Source organism: Halovenus amylolytica, from assembly GCA_004015825.1.
In the GTDB taxonomy this organism is placed as follows: Archaea; Halobacteriota; Halobacteria; order Halobacteriales; family Haloarculaceae; genus Halovenus; species Halovenus amylolytica.
In genome coordinates this window covers 37,381-56,269 of sequence record SAYS01000018.1, presented here as the reverse complement: position 1 = coordinate 56,269, position 18,889 = coordinate 37,381, and the positions used below count along the sequence as shown (strand labels likewise).

At 62.1% G+C, this 18,889-nt stretch carries 15 protein-coding genes; 5 read left to right on the top strand and 10 right to left on the bottom strand.

All coding sequences use genetic code 11. The features are described 5' to 3' along the window. Nucleotides 1-16: 16 nt before the first annotated feature. From EOW68_RS18855 to EOW68_RS14255, 3 genes are read right to left on the bottom strand one after another with little or no spacing between them, the layout of a single operon-like run. Entirely contained in the window at nt 17-142 is a 126-nt protein-coding gene (locus tag EOW68_RS18855; protein WP_431358947.1) for a hypothetical protein, read from the bottom strand. Beyond that, complete coding sequence (locus tag EOW68_RS14260; protein ID WP_128225836.1) at nt 143-568, bottom strand: metal-dependent transcriptional regulator; 426 nt, start codon at nt 566-568, stop codon at nt 143-145. It abuts the gene before it with no gap. Between the two features lie 37 nt (nt 569-605). Then, nucleotides 606-1,082, bottom strand: coding sequence for a ferritin-like domain-containing protein (locus tag EOW68_RS14255; protein WP_128225835.1), 477 nt, complete (start codon nt 1,080-1,082; stop codon nt 606-608). Between the two features lie 541 nt (nt 1,083-1,623). Between EOW68_RS14255 and EOW68_RS14250 the strand changes: the two genes are divergently transcribed. The 4 genes from EOW68_RS14250 to EOW68_RS14235 all read left to right on the top strand — a co-directional run bounded on the left by EOW68_RS14250 (nt 1,624) and on the right by EOW68_RS14235 (nt 7,011). Beyond that, nucleotides 1,624-2,271, top strand: coding sequence for a hypothetical protein (locus tag EOW68_RS14250; RefSeq protein ID WP_128225834.1), 648 nt, complete (start codon nt 1,624-1,626; stop codon nt 2,269-2,271). A 392-nt stretch (nt 2,272-2,663) separates the two neighbouring features. Continuing rightward, nucleotides 2,664-3,020, top strand: coding sequence for a DUF7344 domain-containing protein (locus tag EOW68_RS14245; RefSeq protein ID WP_128225833.1), 357 nt, complete (start codon nt 2,664-2,666; stop codon nt 3,018-3,020). 155 nt (nt 3,021-3,175) lie between these two features. Continuing rightward, a complete protein-coding gene (locus tag EOW68_RS14240; protein WP_128225832.1) occupies nt 3,176-4,318 on the top strand; it encodes an acyl-CoA dehydrogenase in 1,143 nt (380 codons plus the stop codon). A 41-nt stretch (nt 4,319-4,359) separates the two neighbouring features. Continuing rightward, the gene (locus EOW68_RS14235; RefSeq protein WP_128225831.1) at nt 4,360-7,011 is read left to right on the top strand and encodes a glycoside hydrolase family 31 protein; all 2,652 of its coding nucleotides are present in this window, start codon (nt 4,360-4,362) and stop codon (nt 7,009-7,011) included. 1 nt (nt 7,012) lies between these two features. Here EOW68_RS14235 and EOW68_RS14230 read toward each other — a convergent pair whose 3' ends face one another. The 3 genes from EOW68_RS14230 to leuS all read right to left on the bottom strand — a co-directional run bounded on the left by EOW68_RS14230 (nt 7,013) and on the right by leuS (nt 12,348). Beyond that, the gene (locus EOW68_RS14230; protein ID WP_128225830.1) at nt 7,013-9,076 is read right to left on the bottom strand and encodes a cation:proton antiporter domain-containing protein; all 2,064 of its coding nucleotides are present in this window, start codon (nt 9,074-9,076) and stop codon (nt 7,013-7,015) included. Nucleotides 9,077-9,156: 80 nt separating this feature from the next. Next, nucleotides 9,157-9,645, bottom strand: a complete 489-nt coding sequence (locus tag EOW68_RS14225) for an SRPBCC family protein (protein ID WP_128225829.1) — start codon at nt 9,643-9,645, stop codon at nt 9,157-9,159. Between the two features lie 63 nt (nt 9,646-9,708). Continuing rightward, nucleotides 9,709-12,348 (bottom strand): leucine--tRNA ligase, encoded by a 2,640-nt coding sequence (gene leuS, locus EOW68_RS14220; protein ID WP_128225828.1) that lies wholly within the window; start codon nt 12,346-12,348, stop codon nt 9,709-9,711. 159 nt (nt 12,349-12,507) lie between these two features. Between leuS and EOW68_RS14215 the strand changes: the two genes are divergently transcribed. Further along, a complete protein-coding gene (locus EOW68_RS14215) occupies nt 12,508-13,302 on the top strand; it encodes a DUF4397 domain-containing protein (RefSeq protein WP_128225827.1) in 795 nt (264 codons plus the stop codon). 51 nt (nt 13,303-13,353) lie between these two features. Here the strand turns inward: EOW68_RS14215 and EOW68_RS14210 are convergent, their stop codons facing one another. The 4 genes from EOW68_RS14210 to EOW68_RS14195 form a co-directional block, all read right to left on the bottom strand. After that, nucleotides 13,354-13,704: a DUF8036 family membrane protein gene (locus EOW68_RS14210; protein WP_431358946.1), complete on the bottom strand. Its 351-nt coding sequence runs from the start codon at nt 13,702-13,704 to the stop codon at nt 13,354-13,356. 55 nt (nt 13,705-13,759) lie between these two features. Next, nucleotides 13,760-14,035, bottom strand: coding sequence for a winged helix-turn-helix domain-containing protein (locus EOW68_RS14205; RefSeq protein WP_128225826.1), 276 nt, complete (start codon nt 14,033-14,035; stop codon nt 13,760-13,762). A 52-nt stretch (nt 14,036-14,087) separates the two neighbouring features. Then, nucleotides 14,088-17,852, bottom strand: coding sequence for a carbamoyl-phosphate synthase large subunit (carB, locus tag EOW68_RS14200; RefSeq protein ID WP_431358945.1), 3,765 nt, complete (start codon nt 17,850-17,852; stop codon nt 14,088-14,090). Nucleotides 17,853-17,991: 139 nt separating this feature from the next. Beyond that, entirely contained in the window at nt 17,992-18,738 is a 747-nt protein-coding gene (locus tag EOW68_RS14195; protein WP_128225825.1) for an SDR family NAD(P)-dependent oxidoreductase, read from the bottom strand. Nucleotides 18,739-18,889: the final 151 nt, after the last annotated feature.

Genomic DNA, 18,889 nt, shown 5'->3' with positions numbered 1-18,889 from the left:
ACGGCAACGGGATGGATCACTCGCCGCCGAGGATGCCCCGTTGAGTGAGGACAAACAGGATGAGATAGCCGACGAGACCGATTCCGAAGATGACGACGGGGATGAGAAAGGGGCCGAACGTGTCGACGACCGATTCGATCATTCAGTCCGCTGTATCGGTTTCGAGCAGTGCGCAGGCGTCTGCTTCGGCGTCGAAGCAGTCGGGACACTGGGGCTCGCGGTCGATAATCGTATCCAGCCGTTCGGCGACTGTCTCGTCGATGACCGGTTCGAGCTGTTTCGCTTCCTCTTCGAAGTTCTCGACGTCGAGCACGCCGTAGAGGAATCGTTCGATAATACAGTAGTTCTGGAGTGCATCCCTGGCCCTGACGATGCCCTCCTCGGTGAGTTCGACGCCTTTGTACTTCTCGTGGGAACACAGCTCCTTGGCTTCGAGTTTGCCGACCATCTCGTTTGCACTCGCCGGGCTCACGTCGAGCATCTCCGCGATCGCGCCAGTCGAGGCTGGGCCGTCCTCGATCTCCTGCACGAGATAGATCGTCTTGAGATACTGATTTGCGGTGTTCATACCCGACACCTCCAGCTAGTTCCAATATGTTCCTGTTTCATTCTCGCGTTTCCATCAGCCTGGTTACTTCTTCGGCACCTGCCTCTTCCTCCTCGCGGATCTCACGGAGGACACCGAGCAGGCGGTCGCGGTCGATACTGAACTCCGCGTCGGAGGTTTCGATCGCCTCGATGAGATCGTCGTAGAACTTGTAGGCCGTCTCCTCGTTACAGAGCTGGTCGTACAGCACGCCGTCGAAATCCCGATCGGACTCGTACTGGCTTTCGACGAGTGTCTGGATCTCGTCGAACGGGATCGTCTCCGCGTCCAGTTCGTCGACGAGTGCATCGAGCCGTTTCCGGTGGTCGGCCGACTCCTCGGAGGCGTCTTCGAGCAGGGCTGTCAGTTCCTCGTCGTCGAGATCCGACTCGGTGTGTTTGGCCGCGCGGGCCTCGACGACCTCCTCGAGGACGACGCCGATCTGTAGTAGCCGCGCGAGCTGGTGATCCGAGCCGACCGGGGACTGCACGCTCATCGGCAGATCGACCCCCGGGCACTCGTTTGCCGCTCCATGTGACGTTGTGAGTGGTACGTCAACTTAAACCGTTCCCTCGCTCGCAGTGATCGTCGCTGGTTGTGGCGTCGTTTGGAGGATCAGTGGGACGGCTGGAACTATGAACAGCAAGAAAGCCCCGCGAGATACCGAAGATACTGCAACCACTATACACAGCAAGAAAGCCCCGAGGCTCTGAACTCGGGGGACCCACGCTGCGCTCCTCGTTGCCTGCGGTGCTTGCGGGGTCCGCCGTCGTTCAGACCCTCGCCCCTTTCAGTCCCGCCCGACCTGGAAAATCACACTGGGGCGGGACTGAAAGGGGCGAGGCTGTCGGCGAACCCCGGCGACGTAAGCACTGGACCGAACGAAGTGAGGGAAGCGCGCAACGAGCCGCGGGAGCCGACAGCCTCGGGGCTTTCTTGCTGTTTGTACCGTCTGTCACGAAAGCTCAAATCCTAACTAGACAGCTCACTAAGAATTCCCGTAGCGTACAAAACCCGGGGGCGCATATCCCGGCTACATGGAGACTGCCCTCGATGCACTGCCCGCCCAGCCACTCACCGCCGAAGACGTCGCGACCCTGAACGAGTCGGCGACGGTCCGGCTGATTCCCTACACCTGGTACGGTGAACAGGTAATCGCAATCCTGCTGTTGCACGATACCCGCGATCACACGGACGAGACGGCCATCGAGGACGCCACGGAAGAACTGGAAAGCGAGGTCGCCGACGACGAACCGGAAAGCGACGCTACCGACGCCGAGACGAACGACACTGACGACAAGAAGAAGGCGTTCGGAACGCACCAGTCGAACACTGTCGGGACGGTCGAAGTCATCGACGATGGCAGCTTCGCGCCCGATACCGAGGAAGACGAACCCGACGACGCCGAGGCAGAAGAGATCGAAGCGGAAACGACCGAGACCAAATTGGATCCTGGGACCGACTCCGACGGCAGCAGTACGGACGCCGAAGAAGAGCTCCACGTCTACGCGGCGGGCTACGACGACAGCGAGGCCACCTGGGTCGTCATCGCCGAGATCGACCCCGATACCGAGTTCACGGACGCGGAACCGCTGATCCGCGAGTGGATCAGCGACACCTACCACGACCAGATCGTCGACAGACTCGCCGTCGGCCCCTCCGAGTACGAGGTCGAAGGGGCCTGACACTGCCGGTACTGTTTTACGACCGCGTTGAATTCCGTGACATAACACCCCATGCAGGCGTGACAGCGTTCACCGCAGATCTGTCATCCTTTCTGGGATTTTTGCATTCGATAGAACCGATCTTAAGTATTATTGCCATTTTTAGATTATTCATCCAGAATAGACACCGGCGGTGAACACTCGTTCACTGTTTAGTAAAATATTACTCTCCCTACAGTTACGGGATTCGCGTTTTCTATTTTTGCACGCTTCGAACCAATCGTGAGAGAGGTTGTCAGAAGTACAGTGACCGAGACAGAGGTTGTATGCAGCAAATTTTTCTCAACTGCTACTGCCGATCTCGAAGCGCCGGAACAACGGTTATTACGCTCCCTATCTTTGCTATCATAACGATGCAAACAGGGTGTTACCCAGAGAAGTCCCGGGTGACAAATCAATTACTGGATACACTGTGTCACAACCTCCGCCGGGAAGTCATCCACTATTTCGAGAACATCGAGTCAACGGATACAGCCACCGTGGAGGAGTTGGCCACGCATATTGCCCGGCGCGTCCCAGAGATGGATCAAGAACAAGTCTCTCTCGAACTGACGCACAACCACCTCCCGAAGCTCGAATCGAACGGGTGGGTCGAGTACGAGACTCGGACACAGTGCGTCCGATACCATGGCCATGATTCGGCCGAGGAACTACTGGCCGAACTCGCCGAGATGCTCTCCGACCAACCATATTCCGCTTACTCCGACTGACAAAAGTCGGATCATCGAGACAACGTTCCGGGTAATTCTAACCCCGTGGGCATGCTGTAAACGCGCGTTCTACGCAGTACGGCCGCCGAAACCTGTCACTGGTAGATTGTTTAGACAGAGCCGAATTTATTGTGCTCCCCCCTGTACGCACACGTATGGATTTTTCTCAGAGCACGGAACACCGCCAGATCCAGGAGATGGTCGCGGAGTTTACCGACGAGGAGATCGTCCCACGGGCGGCAGAGATCGACAAAACCGACGAGTTTCCCGCGGATCTGATCGACGAGATGGCCGACCTCGGCCTGCTCGGCATGCCGATCCCCGAGGAGTACGGCGGTGCCGGACTCGACTACCACGCCTACGCCTCGGCGCTCGAAGAGATCTCCAGGGGAAGCGGTGGCGTCGGGACCATCGTCGCGGCCCACATCTCCCTCGCCTGCAACATGATCTACGAGTTCGGTACCGAGAGCCAGAAAGAGGAGTATCTGACACCCCTCGCAGAGGGCAGTGAGATCGGGGCGTTCGGCCTCTCCGAAGCGGGGGCTGGCAGCGACGTGCCAGCGATGGAGACCACAGCCGAAAAAGACGGTGACGAGTACGTCGTCGACGGCGGCAAACTCTGGATTTCCAACGGCTCGGTCGCCGACACGGTCGTGATCTTCGCGAAGACCGACCCCGAGGCCGACCAGAAGGGAATCTCTTCGTTCATTCTCCGGCCCGACGAGGACGACGGATTCGTCGTCGAAGGGACGGAGGACAAACTCGGCGACAAGGGCTGTCCGACCACGGAGTTGCGTTTCGACAGTATGCGTATCCCCGAGTCCCGGCGGATCGGCGAGGAAGGCGAGGGACTCCTGCAGGCGCTCAAGACACTCAACGGCGGCCGGATCACCATCGCAGCACGCAGCGTCGGCATCGCCCAGGCCGCGCTCGGCCAGGCACTCGACTACGCACAGGATCGCGAGCAGTTCGACCAGCCGATCAGCGACTTCCAGGCGATCCAGCACAAACTCGCGGATATGGACACGAAAATCTCGGCTGCGCGAATGCTGATGCACAGGGCCGCCGACCTGAAGATGCGCGACGAGCGCTACATCAAGGAGGCCGCGCAGGCGAAACTGTACGCCTCGGAGGTCTCCCGCGAGGTCGCAAACGAGGGCATCCAGATCCACGGCGGCTACGGCTACGTCAAGGATTTTCCCGCAGAGCGGTTCCTCCGTGACGCCAAGATCAACGAGATCTACGAGGGAACCAGCGAGGTGCTGCGGAACACGATCGCCGATCAGCTGCTAGAGTAGTACTGGGTATTTATTATGCCGACAGCCGACAGGTTACAGCAGTGAAACTACGCGAATACCAGATCCCCGCATTCGAGGGAACGGCCGCCGCCGAGGCGATGGTTCGCGGCCCGAACGTCCGCGTGACGGTGCTGACACCCCGTCTTCTCCGCCTGGAGTACGACCCCACGGAGTCCTTCGAGGATCGACCGAGCCAGGTCGTCTGGTTTCGCAACCAGCCCGTCCCGGCGTTCGACGTCGAACAGACAGCGGGCACGATGGTCGTCGAGACCGACTACCTCCGGCTCGAATACGAGTACGGGGACGGGTTCGCGCCAGAGACGCTCTCGATCGAACTCGACGACGGAACCGTCTGGAGTTACGGCGACGACAACACGAATCTCGGCGGCCCACTCAGGACAGTCGACGGCGTCGACGGTCCGGCACCGCTGGAAGACGGACTCCTCTCCCGTGAAGGGTGGGCGGCTGTCTCTGATACAGACAGCCTGGTTTTCGAGGATGGCTGGGTCCAGCCCCGCGACGCCCCCGAAACGTACGAGGATCTGTATTTTTTCGGCCACGGGACCGACTACCGGGCCTGTCTGCAGGAGTACACCGATATTACGGGTGCAGTGCCGATGCTCCCGCGGTGGGCACTCGGCAACTGGTGGAGTCGGTACTGGGAGTACAGCCAGGACGAACTCCGCGGCGTGGTCGAATCCTTCCGGGAACGTGGGCTCCCGCTGTCTGTCTGCATGATCGACATGGACTGGCATATCGTCGACAACGAGTACCACGACGGCTGGACGGGCTGGACCTGGAACGAGGAGTTCTTCCCCGATCCCGGGGGGTTCGTCGACTGGCTGCACGACAACGGCCTCCGGACGAGCCTGAACCTCCACCCCGCAGACGGCGTCCACCCGCACGAAGCGCAGTACGAGGAGTTTGCCGAGTTCGTCGGACTCGATCCGGAAGGCGAGGAACCGATCGAGTTCGACGCCACCGACAGTCAGTTCCTTCGAGGGTATTTCCAGGAGCTGATCAACCCGATAGAGGACGAGGAGGGGATCGACTTCTGGTGGATCGACTGGCAGCAGTGGAAGGAGTCACCGACGATGGCGGGGCTGGATCCGATGTGGGCGCTCAACCACCTCCACGCGCTGGATCGAAAACGGCTGGGCAAACGGCCATTCATTCTCTCCCGGTGGTCCGGGCTCGGCGGCCACCGCTACCAGGTCGGCTTCTCTGGTGACGCGTATATCAGCTGGGAGTCGCTGCGATTCCAGCCACACCTGACCGCGCGGTCGGCAAACGTCGATTACGGGTGGTGGAGCCACGACATCGGCGGCCACATGGGCGGCACTGGCGACCCGCGAGCCTTCGGTGAGCTGTACGCCCGGTGGACCCAGTTCGGTGTACTGAGCCCGATCAACCGGATACACACGACACAGACACCATCGGTCGACAAACGACCCTGGACGTTCGGCGGCGAGGTGTCGGGAGTCCTCGCCGAGATGCTCCGGTTCCGCCACCAGCTGATCCCATACCTGTACACGATGGCCTGGCGCGATCACACGGAGAGCATCCCGCTGGTCCGGCCGATGTACTTCGAGAACCCACACGAAGAGCCGGCCTACGCCGCAATCCACCAGTACTACTTCGGGAGCGAACTCGTCGTTGCGCCCCATCTCGACGAGCGCGACGACGACACCAATCTCTCGCGGCGCTCGGTCTGGCTGCCCGACGGCGAGTGGTTCGATTTCCACGCCGGCGAGTCCTCGCCCGGCGGTCGGTGGCACGCCCGGTACGGCGATCTGACCGATCTCCCGATCTACGCGAAGGCTGGAGCGATCGTCCCCATGCAACCGGAGGTCGGCTGGGGTGGCGTGGAGAACCCGGAGACCGTACAGATCGTCGCCTTCCCCGGCGCGGACAACAGCTTCGAGCTGTACGAGGACGACGGGACCTCCCTTGCGTATCAGAAGGGTGCCTACGCCGTGACCGACATCTCCCAGCAGTTCTGGGGCGATTACCTCGAATTTGAGATCGGTTCGCCGCGGGGTAATCTGGCACAGTTGCCCGACGAACGCAGCTACGAACTCCACCTCCGCGGGATCGTCGAACCGGGTCACGTCACCGTCGAGAGAGGTGGCGAGGCGGTGGATATCCAGTATCGTCACGATGAAACCACGCTCGTCGTCGAGGTCAGCGACGTCGACATCGCCGAGAGTGTGACGATCACGGTCGACACCGACAGTGGCTCGCTCGTCTCCCGCCGGGACCGCACCGACGAACACGTCGACGACCTCGTCGATAGCTTCGAGATGCCGGTCCCCGCAAAGGACAGACTCCGGGGGGAGTCCTGGGAGCAAGACGATCTCGACTGGCTGGGCAAGTACAGAGAAGTCATGACGACATCCCAGCAACGGGCGCTGCTGGAGACACTCACCGGCGTCGGGATGGATCTGCTCGACCACGACGGAACCGAACGCGTCGTGCTGTGGAATCCTGGCGAGCGCGACGACGCCCGATTCCAGCACACCAGCTGGGATTTCGGCGGCCTGCCACACGAGCAACACGGCGCTATCAGAGACGAGCAGGTCCCCGAATTCGAGGAGATCGAACTCGGTGGCGACGAGGTCGCAGAGACAGTGCAACTGCAGTACGGGGACGTGCTGACAGTGAGCACGGAACGTCCAGCACCGGAGAAGTGAGTCAGTCGAGGCGCAGGAACCTGGCAGCGTAGCCGGGATCGCCCTGCCGTGGCGTGACGATGACGAACGCCTCGGGCGGCGCGTCGACGATCTGCCGGGGAAGTCGTCGGAGTTCGGGTGCCCAGCCGAGCCCACCCTCACGGGGTTTCAGCGGGACGACCAGATCCGCCGCCGCGGCCGCGTCCAGTCGCTCGCCGAGTCCATCCCAGCCGTCGACGTGTGTGACGGTGACGGCCATCTCAGGGTCGACAGTTCCGATCAGTTCCTCGTATTTCGCCGGGGAGATTCGGGTTCCGACAGCCACCGCTTCGATCGGAACCCCGAGTTTCTCGGCCATCCGTTTGACCAGATAGATCCCTTCGGAGAAGCCCTCGTGGTGGCCGACCGCCGGCGGCAAGACGAGCAGGAGCCGGGTCGTCGTGTTGACCGGGCGCCCGAGCCGCGAGACCAGCACTGGATCGGTCGTCCGCTGTCGGACCTGATCGATGGTGTTGCCGAACACCCTGCCGCCCAGTGACCGCCCCGGATCCCAGCCCAGCAGGATGAGATCGGCCCGCGTCTCGACGGTCGCGGCGGCGATCGCGGAGGCGACGTTGTGGTTGACCCGGGTCGCAACCTCGACAGGCACCTCGGCCCCACCGCCGGTCTCGGCGGCCGACTGGAGGGTCCGCTCCGTATCCGTCAACTCCTCGTCGGTCGCGTCCGGCTCCAGCACCGTAAGCAGGTGAACCGGCGTGGAGGCGGGACTGTCCTTCAGGACGAAGGCGAGTTCGAGCAGGTGCTGCTGGCGGTCTGCAGTCCGGGACAGCGGCAGGAGAATCCGCGGATCGTACGGCTCGCCGACGGTGCTGGTCGCCTCCCGTTCGGTCGCGAGCCCGACGCCGTACCGTTCGGTCAGCCACGGGCTGGCGATCGCGGTGACGAGAATCATCACGACGACGGCGTTGAGCACGTCGGCGCTGAACACGCCCGCCTCGAAGCCAAGCAAGGTGATCGCGAGCGCCGCGGCAGCCTGGCCGATCGACAGGCCGACGAGCACACCGACCTGATTCCGGCTGTACCCCTGGATACGGCCGACAGCGCCGGCAGCAACGATCTTCGTCGAGAACATCACCCCGAGGATGACCGCCGAGATCCACAGCGTCTCCGGTCCCGAGACGATGACCGCCGGATCGACGAGCATCCCGACGTGGAAGAGGAAAAACGGGATGAAGAAGGCGTTGCCGAAGAACTCGATCCGGTTCATCAGTGTGCCGCCGCGTGCGATCTCGCGGTTGAGCGCGATCCCCGCGACGAAGGCACCGAGAATTGCAGCCAATCCGAGCCCCTCCGCGAGACTGGCGGCGGCGAAAACGAGTGTGGCGACGAACAGAAACTCGAAGTAACTCTCCTGGCTGGCGTTCCGGAAGAACCACCTAGCGACCGGCGGGATGACGAGCCAGAGGCCGCCGAACAGGACGAGGAGTGAGACGCCGATATCGGCGATCAGCCGGAGCGAGAGCCCATCCTGGATGACACCGAGTGCGAGCGCGAGGACGATCAGACCCGCCGTATCGGTGAACAGAATGCCGCCGAACACCGCCGTTACTGCCGAGTTTTTCGTCAGATCGAGTTTGTTGACGACGGGATAGGCCAGCAACGTGTGGGTGGCGAAGACTGCGGCGAGCAACATGGCGGCCCACACGTCGAAGCCGAGGACGAGCATACAGACACCTGTCCCGACGACGAATGGGAGTCCGAAGCTGATCGTTCCGAACAGCGCCGCATCCTCGGGAGCGGCAAAGAACCGCCGCAGGTCCAGTTCCAGCCCCACGGTAAAGAGGAGATAGACGAGACCGGCGTTGCCGAGCAGGACGATTGCTTCGCTCCGTGCGAGAATACCGAGTCCGTTCGGACCGAGCGCTGTCCCCGCGAGCACGATGCCGACGATGCCCGGCAGCCCGACACGCTCGATGAGAATCGGTGCGACGAGAAAGGAGGCGAGCGCGAGCGCCAGCACGACGACGGGCTGTTCGAAGGGAGCCGACGGGAGCAACTCTATCGCTTGCAAGGGGGCCGTACTCATCGAGATAGCTCTGTCTACTCACTCGAAAGCCCCCACTGTAAATTCACGTCCTTTCACGCACAACTGCGTGGGATGGGCGATCAGTGCTGGCTGTCCGGTTCGGGTTCGACGCGGTTCTCACTGCCCCGCTCGACAGTATCCTCCTCGACCCGCGTTTTCAGCGCCGCGTTCATCCCCTCGAAGGCAGTTTCGACCTCCGTGCCGATCCGTCGGTTGATGAAGCCGACGAGCACACCTCGAAAGGTTTCGGCGTGGGTCAGCTGGGTCCGTCGACCCTCGTCCAGTGCAGCGAGTTCGAACCAGTGCTCCCCGTCGTACAGCCCGGGAACGAACAGCCGTCCCTGCCAGCGCAGCTCCGCCGGTTCCTCTGCGACCAGCACTTTCGGCTTGAACGGCTGAGGTTTCCGATCCGGCAGCGTCAGGATCATGGTCAGCCGGTCACCCTCGGTCGGGGTGCCCGAAATCTCCATCACTGGATTCCACTCGTCGTACCCCTCGAAGTCAGTCAGCACGTCCCAGACGGCCTGTGGCGGGGCATCGATTTCAACGGTGGTGATGATTTCGTCCATGCAGTTGTCCCGCTGATACTACTACTGGAGTGAATATAAATCACGCAGCCACGGATACCGGTCTCAACTGATGTGAATCGCTGGCTTCCCCGGCTTGGCCTTCGCTGCGAGGTCCTCGTCGGTTTCGGCCCGGCGAACAATCACATCGGTCTCGAACTCGTCACGGAGCAGCCACGCCGCCCGGGTGAGCAGATCGTACTCCTCGTCGCCAGGTAACACCGGCCGGAGTTCGCGTTTGCGGTCCTGTAGCTCCGCCGCGTAGGACTGAGCCGGCTCGCCGACCGCCTGCATCTGGTCGTGTCCCATTATTTTACCCACGAGGGCATCTGTTTCGTCGGCCGCCTGTGCGATCTCGTGGGCGTCGTACTTCCAGTCCGGTGCGATCACGACCTCGATCTCGTCGGGGTTCGTAATCGATGCAACGTCGGTGATATCCCGGACGTCGTCTCGCAGTGTCTCGACAATCCGGCGTTCGGTCTCGAACCGGCTGGTGTCGGTGTCGGGTTCGGGCCAGTCGGCCTCGGCGACGAGTCCCTCGCCGCGGAGCAGGTTCCACATCTCCTCGCCGAGATACGGGGTGATCGGAGCGATGAGTCGGGCCAGCACGCCCAGACCGCGGCGGTACACTGCCTCGTTAGGGGTGTCGAACTCGCGGTACTGGCCGAGCAACCCAGCGAGTACGCGGATTTCGGAGACGGCACGGTGATACCGAAAGCCCTCGTAGTGTTCGGTCGCCGCAGCGACGGTCCGGTCGATCTCCCGGGCGACGTACTCGTCGTGTGGCTCCTCGCTCTCCCGGAACGCCGTGCGCTCGGTCAGCGCGTCGACCATCCCGAACAGCTGTTGCTGGAGGTCGTAGGAGCTACTGACGTCGCGGGCGGTCCACTCGAAATCCTGCTCGGGGTGGGCCGCCGAGAGGACGAAGAGTCGAGTGGTCTCCGCGCCGTACTCGTGGGGGCTGACGACGTTGTCTTTCGTCTTCGACATCTTCTCGCCGCTGTGGAGCACTGTCCCCTGGTTCAGGAGTTTCTGGACCGGTTCGCGAACGTCCAGTTCGCCGATGTCGGCCAGCGCCCGGGTGAAAAAGCGGATGTACAGCAGGTGGAGCACGGCGTGTTCCTCGCCACCGACGTAGACGTCGACGGGCAGCGTTTCGTTTGCAACCTCGGAGTCGAAGGCTGCGCTGTCGAGATCCGGCGAGAGGTATCGCAGGAAGTACCACGAGGAGTCGACGAAGGTGTCCATCGTATCAGTCTCGCGGCGAGCGGGTTCCCCGCAGTCCGGACAGGTCGTCTCGACGAACTCCTCGGCCTGTTCGAGTGGGTTGCCACGGCTTTGGACGAACTCGGGGAGTTCGACCGGCAGCTCGTCTTCGGGAACGAGGACTGGACCACACTCCTCGCAGTGAACGACCGGGATCGGCGTCCCCCAGTACCGTTGCCTGGAGATCAGCCAGTCGCGCAGGCGGTAGGTGACATCCTCGCGAGCAGCCTCCGTATCGTCGAGCAGGCGTTCGCGGGCGGCCGAACTCGCGAGGCCGTCGTACTCGCCGCTTTTCGTGAGCATCCCCTGGCCGGTGAACGGCTCCGTCTCGATATCTGTCGGCGTCTCGTCGATCGGTTCGATCACCTGCTCGATCGGAACACCCTGTTCGGTGGCGAAGGCGTGGTCACGCTCGTTGTGGGCCGGCACACCCATAACAGCACCCGTCCCCACATCGTCGAGGACGTAGGCGGCGACGTAGACGGGGACCTCCTCGCCGGTGACGGGGTTGACAGCCGTCGCGTCGGTCTCAACACCGGAAAACTCCGCGACGTCGTCCGTTCTGGCGTCGTCGACGTAGGCTGCCACCTCGTCGTCGTGCTCGGCGAGCGTTCTGGCGAGGTCGTGGCCCGGCGAAACGGCGAGGTAGGTCGCACCGCAGATCGTATCCAGTCGCGTCGTGAACACGTCGACCTCGTCGTGGTCGGTATCGTCGGCAATCCCGAATGTGACGGTTGCACCCTCGCGTCTCCCGATCCAGTTGCGCTGGATCTCCCGGACGCTTTCGGGCCAGTCCGCCAGGTCGTCGAGTCCCTCCAGAAGTTCCTCGGCGTAGTCGGTGATCGAGAAAAACCACTGGTCGAGTTCGCGCCGTCCGACGGGGGTGTCACAGCGCCAGCAGACCCCGTCGTGGTCGTCGCTTTCGACGACCTGTGCGTCGGCCAGCACCGTCTCGCAGTCCGGACACCAGTTCACGTCTGCGGCCTTGTACTCGACGAGTCCTTCCTCGTGGAACTGCCGGAAGAAGTACTGGTTCCAGCGGTAGTAGTCGGGATCGCAGGTCGTGATCTCCCGTTCCCAGTCGTAGCCGAAACCGAGCGTATCCATCTCCTCGCGCATCTGATCGATACAGGCGTCGGTCCAGGATTTCGGGTCGGTGTAGCGCTCGTGGGCGGCGTTTTCCGCCGGCAGACCGAACGCGTCCCACCCCATCGGGTGGAGCACGTCGTCGCCGCACATCCGCCGGTACCGCGCATAAGCGTCAGTGATCGCATAGTTTCTGACGTGGCCCATATGCAGGGTGCCGGAGGTGTAGGGGAACATTCCGAGCACGTAAGTCGGATCGTCGACCGACGCGAGTTCGTACACGCCCTCTCGGTCCCAGGTGTACTGCCAGTACTCCTGGACGACCTGTGACGAATACCGATTTGCCGGACTCATTGGCTAGAGGTTGCCACGGTGGGGCAAAAACGTAGCGGGACGAGACAGGTCGTGGCGGGTTACGGCGACACAACCGACGGTTGTGAGGAAATTGGGAGAGAGTTCGGAATGATCTCGGAAATGATACTTGTGAGATGTCGCTGAATCTGAATATGTAGTATGACAGAACGACGACGAACGTTCCTGAAGACGGTCGGTGGTACAGCAGTTGCACTCACACTCGCGGGCTGTGGACAGTCAGAAGACGGAACAGACGACGATGGAACGGACGGGAACACGTCCGACGACGGGACGGGAGACGACATGTCGGACGACGACGGCTCCGAAGAGCCCGAACCGGCGGAGGCAGGACTAAGCGTTGCGCATCTCTCGCCCGACGCACCGAACGTCGACGTCTACGTCGACGGGGATGCGGTACTTGAAGACGTCCCGTATCGCACGTTCAGTGACTACCTCGATCTCACCGAGGGCGAATACGATATCGAGATTACGGCCGCCGGGGACGCCGAGACGGTGGTCTTCGACGAGACTGTCGAACTGGGGGCCGGCGATTTCACGGCCGCCGCCCTCGGCGAACTCGCAGAGGAAAACCAGCCGTTCAGCGTCGAGGTCTTCGAAAGCGACCTCGAACTGCCGGCGGATTCGGCACGCGTCCGGGCGATTCACGCCTCGCCCGACGCGCCGAACGTCGACATCACGGTCGAAGAGACTGGCGACGTCCTCTTCGCGGACGTCCCCTTCGGCGCTGCTGGCTCGGTCGAAGTCCCCGAAGGTACCTACACGCTCGAAATCCGTCCCGCCACGGAGAACAACGACGGCGACGTGGTCGCAACCTTCGACGTCGAACTCGCAGCCGAAACAGTGTACACGGCTGCCGCGGTCGGCTATCTCGAACCGGACAGCGCCCCCGCTGACGAAGCCTTCGATCTGGCCCTCACCGTCGACGCAGAGTAGTTCACTCTCGGCTGTCGTTTCGGGTTTTTCGAAGTGTCAGCAAGTGTTGAATTATTCGAGGGTGACCCAGGTCAGAAAGATCAGTGCCAGCGTCTGGAGAAGTGCGACGAACATCATCGCACGGCCGGCGATCGGGTCCTCGGCAGCGAGATAGGCTGCGACCTGCGAGTTGATAACGTAGTAGTTGAAAGTGAGCAGGTTCTCGGCGAGCAGGAAGACGCCGAAAATCGAGAGGCCGAGTGCGTGTTTCGATTTGAACGTCCGGTAGTTCCGGAGCCAGACAGTAAGGAGGACGCCCAACAGGAGGACATTCACGACAGTTGCCACACTCGCGGCTGTCAGCCACGGTGACTCCGGGCCGACTGCCTGCCCGACAACAGTGGTCACTACCTCAGATCCCATCCATGCCACCATACGTTCAGTATTCGGATATACTCTTTCCTAATTTCGTCCATAATTACGTTACCTCCTGCATTATTTCCTCGATGGTATCCCAGTGGCTACGGGCGAGGTCGGTCGGCATGTAGACCGCGCCGTACTCGTCACCACTTTTTTTCAGAATATTGTTCTCCATGAGCACGTCCACGTGGTGCTCGATGGTGGTGTAGTCGACGTCGAGTTCCTCGGCGAGCTGGTTGGCGTTTCGGGGGCGGTCGTCGACTGTCCGGAGGATACGAACTCGGTTCGGACCCCCGCGAGTGCCGGTGAAGAGATGCCAGAGGACCGCCTCCATTGTAAACTGATTCAATCCGCAGGAGATATAATAACACCGACTGCGTGATAGATTACGCCGAGTCCTGTCGGGATGCGACGACCGATTCCGCCCAGCTGATCGCCTCGTCGAGGACTTCTGTCGGCTCGGACTCGTACTCGAACTGGCGGATGTGGTCGGCACCGTCCTCTTCGTGGCCGCCGATCATGTGGGTCGTCCGGCCCTCGCGGTCGGCCGGCACGAGGCGGGCGAGGATGTTCTGCTGGGCCTTCGCCGTCTCGTACTCGGAGAGTCGACGGGTCGCCTCCTCGTCGACGAGCACCGAGAACTTCGAGAGCATCATGTAGGTCGCGATATCCTCCTCACGATCCATCTCGATGGCGGGTAGATCGTCGGCGAGTCTGGCTTCGTAGCTCCTGTCTTCGAGTGCCTGCCTGACATCCGCTGCCGCGGTGGAGTCGCCAGCGCTCGATTCCATCACCAGCACCGAGTTGTCGATCGTTTCGAGTACGGAATCGAGGGCATCACCGAAGGCGGAGATGTCGTCGTCACCAGCACCGAGCGCGTCGAGATAGCCGGCGTCGGCGACCGACTGGATCCGTTCGATCTGCGTGCGGAGATCCTCGCGGTCTTTCGGCTGGCCCCAGTACTCCTGCAGTTTCGTCCGCTTGTCGACCGACTGCACGTCGAGTGGCTCCTCGGAGTGACGGATGGCTTCGAGTGCCGCCTGCGCGCTCTCGATGGTAGAGAAGTAGGTGATCGACTCCTCGACACAGACCTCCAGGATGTCCCGCTCGCGGGAGAGGACGATGTCGACCTCGCCGGCGTGCAGGGCTTCCTTGATCGCCTCGGTGTCCTCGTAGTCGTCGAGCGAGTGGACGTCGAAGAACTCCTCGAAGCCGACGACCGGAAGATCCACGATTGCGGTGCCATCCAGCGGGATCGGCTTGCCGACGCTCATCTGGGCTTTCTGGTAGGCTTTCCCGAAGCTGTCGGCAGTGCCCATCACCTCACCGGTCGATTTCATCTCCGGCCCGAGTCGTGGATCGCTGCCCGGCAGGCGGTCGAACGGGAGGACGACCTCCTTGACGCTGACCTGCTCGGGGATCTGCTCCTCGTAATCCAGTTCGTCGAGCGTCGCACCGGCCATCACCTTCGCGGCGATTTTCGCGATCGGAACGCCCGTCGCCTTCGAGACGAACGGGACGGTACGCGAGGAGCGCGGGTTCGCTTCCAGTACGTACACCTCGCCATCCCTGACTGCGAGCTGGACGTTGAGCAGTCCGACCGTATCGAGGGCTGTCGCGATATCCTCGACGACTTCGCGCACGCGGCGGTTCACCTCGCGGCCGAGCGACCGGGGCGGGATCATACACGCCGAGTCACCGGAGTGGACACCCGCAGTCTCGACGTGCTCCATCACGCCGCCGATGAGGACGTTCTCGCCGTCGGAGACCGCATCGACGTCCAGTTCGACCGCATCCGAGAGGAAGTCGTCGATGAGGATCGGTTTCTCCGGAGAGACACGGACTGCCTCCTCGATGTACGTCTCAAGATCCTCGTCGTTGTAGACGACGTCCATCGCACGGCCACCGAGGACGTACGACGGACGAACGAGCACGGGGTAGCCGATCTCGTGAGCGAGACCGAGCGCCTCTTGCTGGCTCGTCGCCGTCGCCCCCTCGGCCTGTGCGATGCCGAGTTCGTCCATCAGTTTGTTGAACCGGTCACGGTCCTCGGCCAGATCCATCGCGTCGACGGACGTACCGAGGATCTCGCAGTCCAGATCGCGGCGTTCGAGCTCTTTTTCGAGCGGACGGCCGATGTCGACGCTGGTCTGGCCACCGAACTGGACCATCACGCCGTCGGCGTTCGCGGCCTCGATGACGTCTGCGACCTCTTCGGCGGTGATCGGCTCGAAAAACAGCCCATCGGAGGTGTCGTAGTCAGTCGAGACCGTCTCTGGGTTGTTGTTGACCACGTGGGCGTCGATACCCATGTCGCGGAGTGCACTGATCGCGTGGACCGAACAGTAGTCGAACTCGACACCCTGCCCGATGCGGATCGGACCACCGCCGACCACGACAACACTCTCGACGTCACGGTCGACGCGGAGTTCGTCGCGGTTCAGTCCCGAAATCGGGTCCCGGGCCGAGTAGTAGTACGGCGTCGTGGCCTGGAACTCCCCCGCACAGGTATCGACCAGCTTGAAATCCCGCTGGGAGGTCTCGGCGTTCACGTCGTCGACGGTGACTGCACCACTGCCGTCTGTCTGGGCCTCGCCCTCCTCGACGGTCTCACTCTCGTCGACGAGTCGCTCCGGCAGCCAGGAGGCGTGGGTATCCTCGAACTCGCCGCCGGCGAGGGCGGTGATCTCGTGGTCCGTGAACCCACTGGACGCTGCGATCTGGAAGTCACCGTCCGATGCGGCCTGGGCGGCCTCCGAAATCCGTTTGTATCGCTCGACGTACCACTCGCGGATCTCGGTGAGTTCGACGATCTCGTCTACCTCGTAGCCCCTGTCGAAAGCCTCGAACATCGCGTAGGTCCGGTCCGGCGTCGGTTTGACGAGATACTCCGATTCGAGTTCTGCGTCGCTTACCTCGTTCCAGTCTGCGGCAGGATCGTACTCGCTGGATCGGAGCGCCTTCAGCATCGACTCCTCAAAGGTCCGGCCGATTGCCATCGCCTCACCGGTCGATTTCATCGCCGGCCCGAGTTCGAACTCCACGTCGCGGAACTTGTCTTTGGGCCATCGCGGGACTTTGGTCACGATGTAGTCGATCGCTGGCTCGAATGCGGCCGTCGTCTGCCCGGTGATCTCGTTTTCGATCTCGTGGAGTCGTTTGCCGAGTGCGACCTTCGCAGTAACGCGGGCGATCGGGTAGCCAGTCGCCTTCGAGGCGAGTGCAGACGACCGGGAGACACGGGGGTTCACCTCGACGACGCGGTATTCGCCGCCGGGTGTGCCGTCGTCGCGCCAGGCGAACTGGATGTTACAGCCACCCTGGATGCCGAGGTCGCGGATCACGTCGAGGGCGGTGTTACGCATGACCTGGTGGCCCTCGTCGGGGATAACCTGTGATGGGGTGACGACGATCGATTCGCCGGTGTGGATCCCCATCGGGTCGATGTTCTCCATGTTACAGATGATGATACAGGAGTCGTCGGCGTCGCGCATGACCTCGTATTCGAGTTCGATCCAGCCATCGATCGACTCGGTGATCATCACGCGGTTGTCACGGGAGAGGTTCAGCCCCTTCCGGGTTGCCTCCTTCAGTTCGTCCATATCGCCGATGACGCCCGATCCTGCGCCACCCAGTGTGTAGGTCGTTCGCATGATGACCGGCAGGCCACCGACGGCCTCGACGGCCTCCTCGACCTCGTCGATAGATTCGATCGTCTCTGATTGCGGGATCGGTTCACCCATCTTCTCCATCCGCTGGCGGAACTGGTCACGATCCTCGGTCGCGTAGATCGTATCCAGCGGGGTGCCCATCACCTCGACGTCGTACTTTTCGAGGACACCTTCCTCGGCGAGTTCGGCGGTGACGTTGAGCCCGGTCTGGCCGCCGAGCCCCGCGATCACGCCGTCAGGACGTTCCTTTCGGATGATCTCCGAGATCGCTTCGGTGTTGATTGGTTCGATGTACACCTCGTCGGCCATCTCCGGATCGGTCATGATCGTCGCCGGGTTCGAGTTGACCAGGACGACGCGTGCGCCCTCTTCCTGGAGCGCGCGACACGCCTGCGCGCCCGAGTAGTCGAACTCGGCGGCCTGACCGATCTGAATCGGTCCGCTGCCGATGAGCAAAATTGTCCGATCTTCGGCTGTCATTACCCGCAGGGAGTCCGTACATCGTAATAAGCCCGACGATACAGTACGAAAGTCGCAAATGAGTTTCGAATATCGTATTGAGACCGTGTGTCACACGACGTCGGTAACTCGGTCACGGAGCTAACCGCAGGAATACCGATCAGTCGACCAGCCAGCCACCGTCGACGTTGACCGCGGCACCGTGGACGAACGAGGCGTCGTCACTGGCGAGAAACGTGACGACGGTTGCGACTTCTTCGGGCTGTGCGTACCGCTCGGCCGGCGTGTCGGCCGTCATCGCTTCCATCTCCTCGAGCATCTCCTCTGTCATCCCGGTTTCGACTGCACCGGGACAGACGGCATTTGCCCTGATCTCCGGACCGTAGTCGTTCGACAGTTGTTTTGTGAAGCCGATCAGTCCGTGTTTCGACGTCGTGTAGGCAGCCCCCCCGGCACCGGCAGTTTTTCCGGCGATCGACGCGTTGTTGATCACGACTCCCTCTTCCTCACCGTCCTGGAGCACCGGGAGGAACTCGCGGATCAGCCGGAACGCGGCGGTCAGGTTGACACCGATCACCCGGTCCCAGAGTTCGTCGGAGGTTTCCCCTGCCGACGCGTAATCGTCCAGGACACCTGCATTGTTACAGAGTATGTCGACCGAGTCGTACGCCGCCAGTGTTTGGTCGAGAATCCTGCCAGCACTGTCGGGGTCCAGCAAGTCGGCGTGGACGGCGACTGCGTCACCGCCATCGGATTCGATCTCCTCGACGACGGCGTCTGCACCCTCCTCGTCGACATCGACCACGACCACTGCCGCGCCATCTGCTGCAAACTCGTGTGCGATCGACCGACCCATCCCTGATGCTGCGCCCGTCACGACTGCAGTACTGTCTGGTATTGAGACCATACGCAGATAGTGAGACGCCAGAAAGACCCTCGTTGTGGAGATTCCAGCGTGCACAGAACGAGGACGTGGATTTATATCCAGTCCTTATATATGTCTAGTACTCAGCAATCAGCGACTCGGCCAGCTAACAGTCCTCCGGGGACCGTTGACG

What these genes read in the sequence shown, in the direction of transcription:
- leuS (WP_128225828.1), bottom strand. Translation starts at nt 12,348, where the DNA reads ATGAGTCCGGCAAATCGGTATTCGTCACAGGTCGTCCAGGAGTACTGG.
- EOW68_RS14225 (WP_128225829.1), bottom strand. Translation starts at nt 9,645, where the DNA reads ATGGACGAAATCATCACCACCGTTGAAATCGATGCCCCGCCACAGGCC.
- EOW68_RS14195 (WP_128225825.1), bottom strand. Translation starts at nt 18,738, where the DNA reads ATGGTCTCAATACCAGACAGTACTGCAGTCGTGACGGGCGCAGCATCA.
- EOW68_RS14245 (WP_128225833.1), top strand. Translation starts at nt 2,664, where the DNA reads ATGCAAACAGGGTGTTACCCAGAGAAGTCCCGGGTGACAAATCAATTA.
- EOW68_RS14260 (WP_128225836.1), bottom strand. Translation starts at nt 568, where the DNA reads ATGAACACCGCAAATCAGTATCTCAAGACGATCTATCTCGTGCAGGAG.
- EOW68_RS14205 (WP_128225826.1), bottom strand. Translation starts at nt 14,035, where the DNA reads ATGGAGGCGGTCCTCTGGCATCTCTTCACCGGCACTCGCGGGGGTCCG.
- EOW68_RS14230 (WP_128225830.1), bottom strand. Translation starts at nt 9,076, where the DNA reads ATGAGTACGGCCCCCTTGCAAGCGATAGAGTTGCTCCCGTCGGCTCCC.
- EOW68_RS14215 (WP_128225827.1), top strand. Translation starts at nt 12,508, where the DNA reads ATGACAGAACGACGACGAACGTTCCTGAAGACGGTCGGTGGTACAGCA.
- EOW68_RS14210 (WP_431358946.1), bottom strand. Translation starts at nt 13,704, where the DNA reads ATGGGATCTGAGGTAGTGACCACTGTTGTCGGGCAGGCAGTCGGCCCG.
- EOW68_RS14240 (WP_128225832.1), top strand. Translation starts at nt 3,176, where the DNA reads ATGGATTTTTCTCAGAGCACGGAACACCGCCAGATCCAGGAGATGGTC.
- carB (WP_431358945.1), bottom strand. Translation starts at nt 17,852, where the DNA reads ATGACAGCCGAAGATCGGACAATTTTGCTCATCGGCAGCGGACCGATT.
- EOW68_RS14250 (WP_128225834.1), top strand. Translation starts at nt 1,624, where the DNA reads ATGGAGACTGCCCTCGATGCACTGCCCGCCCAGCCACTCACCGCCGAA.
- EOW68_RS18855 (WP_431358947.1), bottom strand. Translation starts at nt 142, where the DNA reads ATGATCGAATCGGTCGTCGACACGTTCGGCCCCTTTCTCATCCCCGTC.
- EOW68_RS14255 (WP_128225835.1), bottom strand. Translation starts at nt 1,082, where the DNA reads ATGAGCGTGCAGTCCCCGGTCGGCTCGGATCACCAGCTCGCGCGGCTA.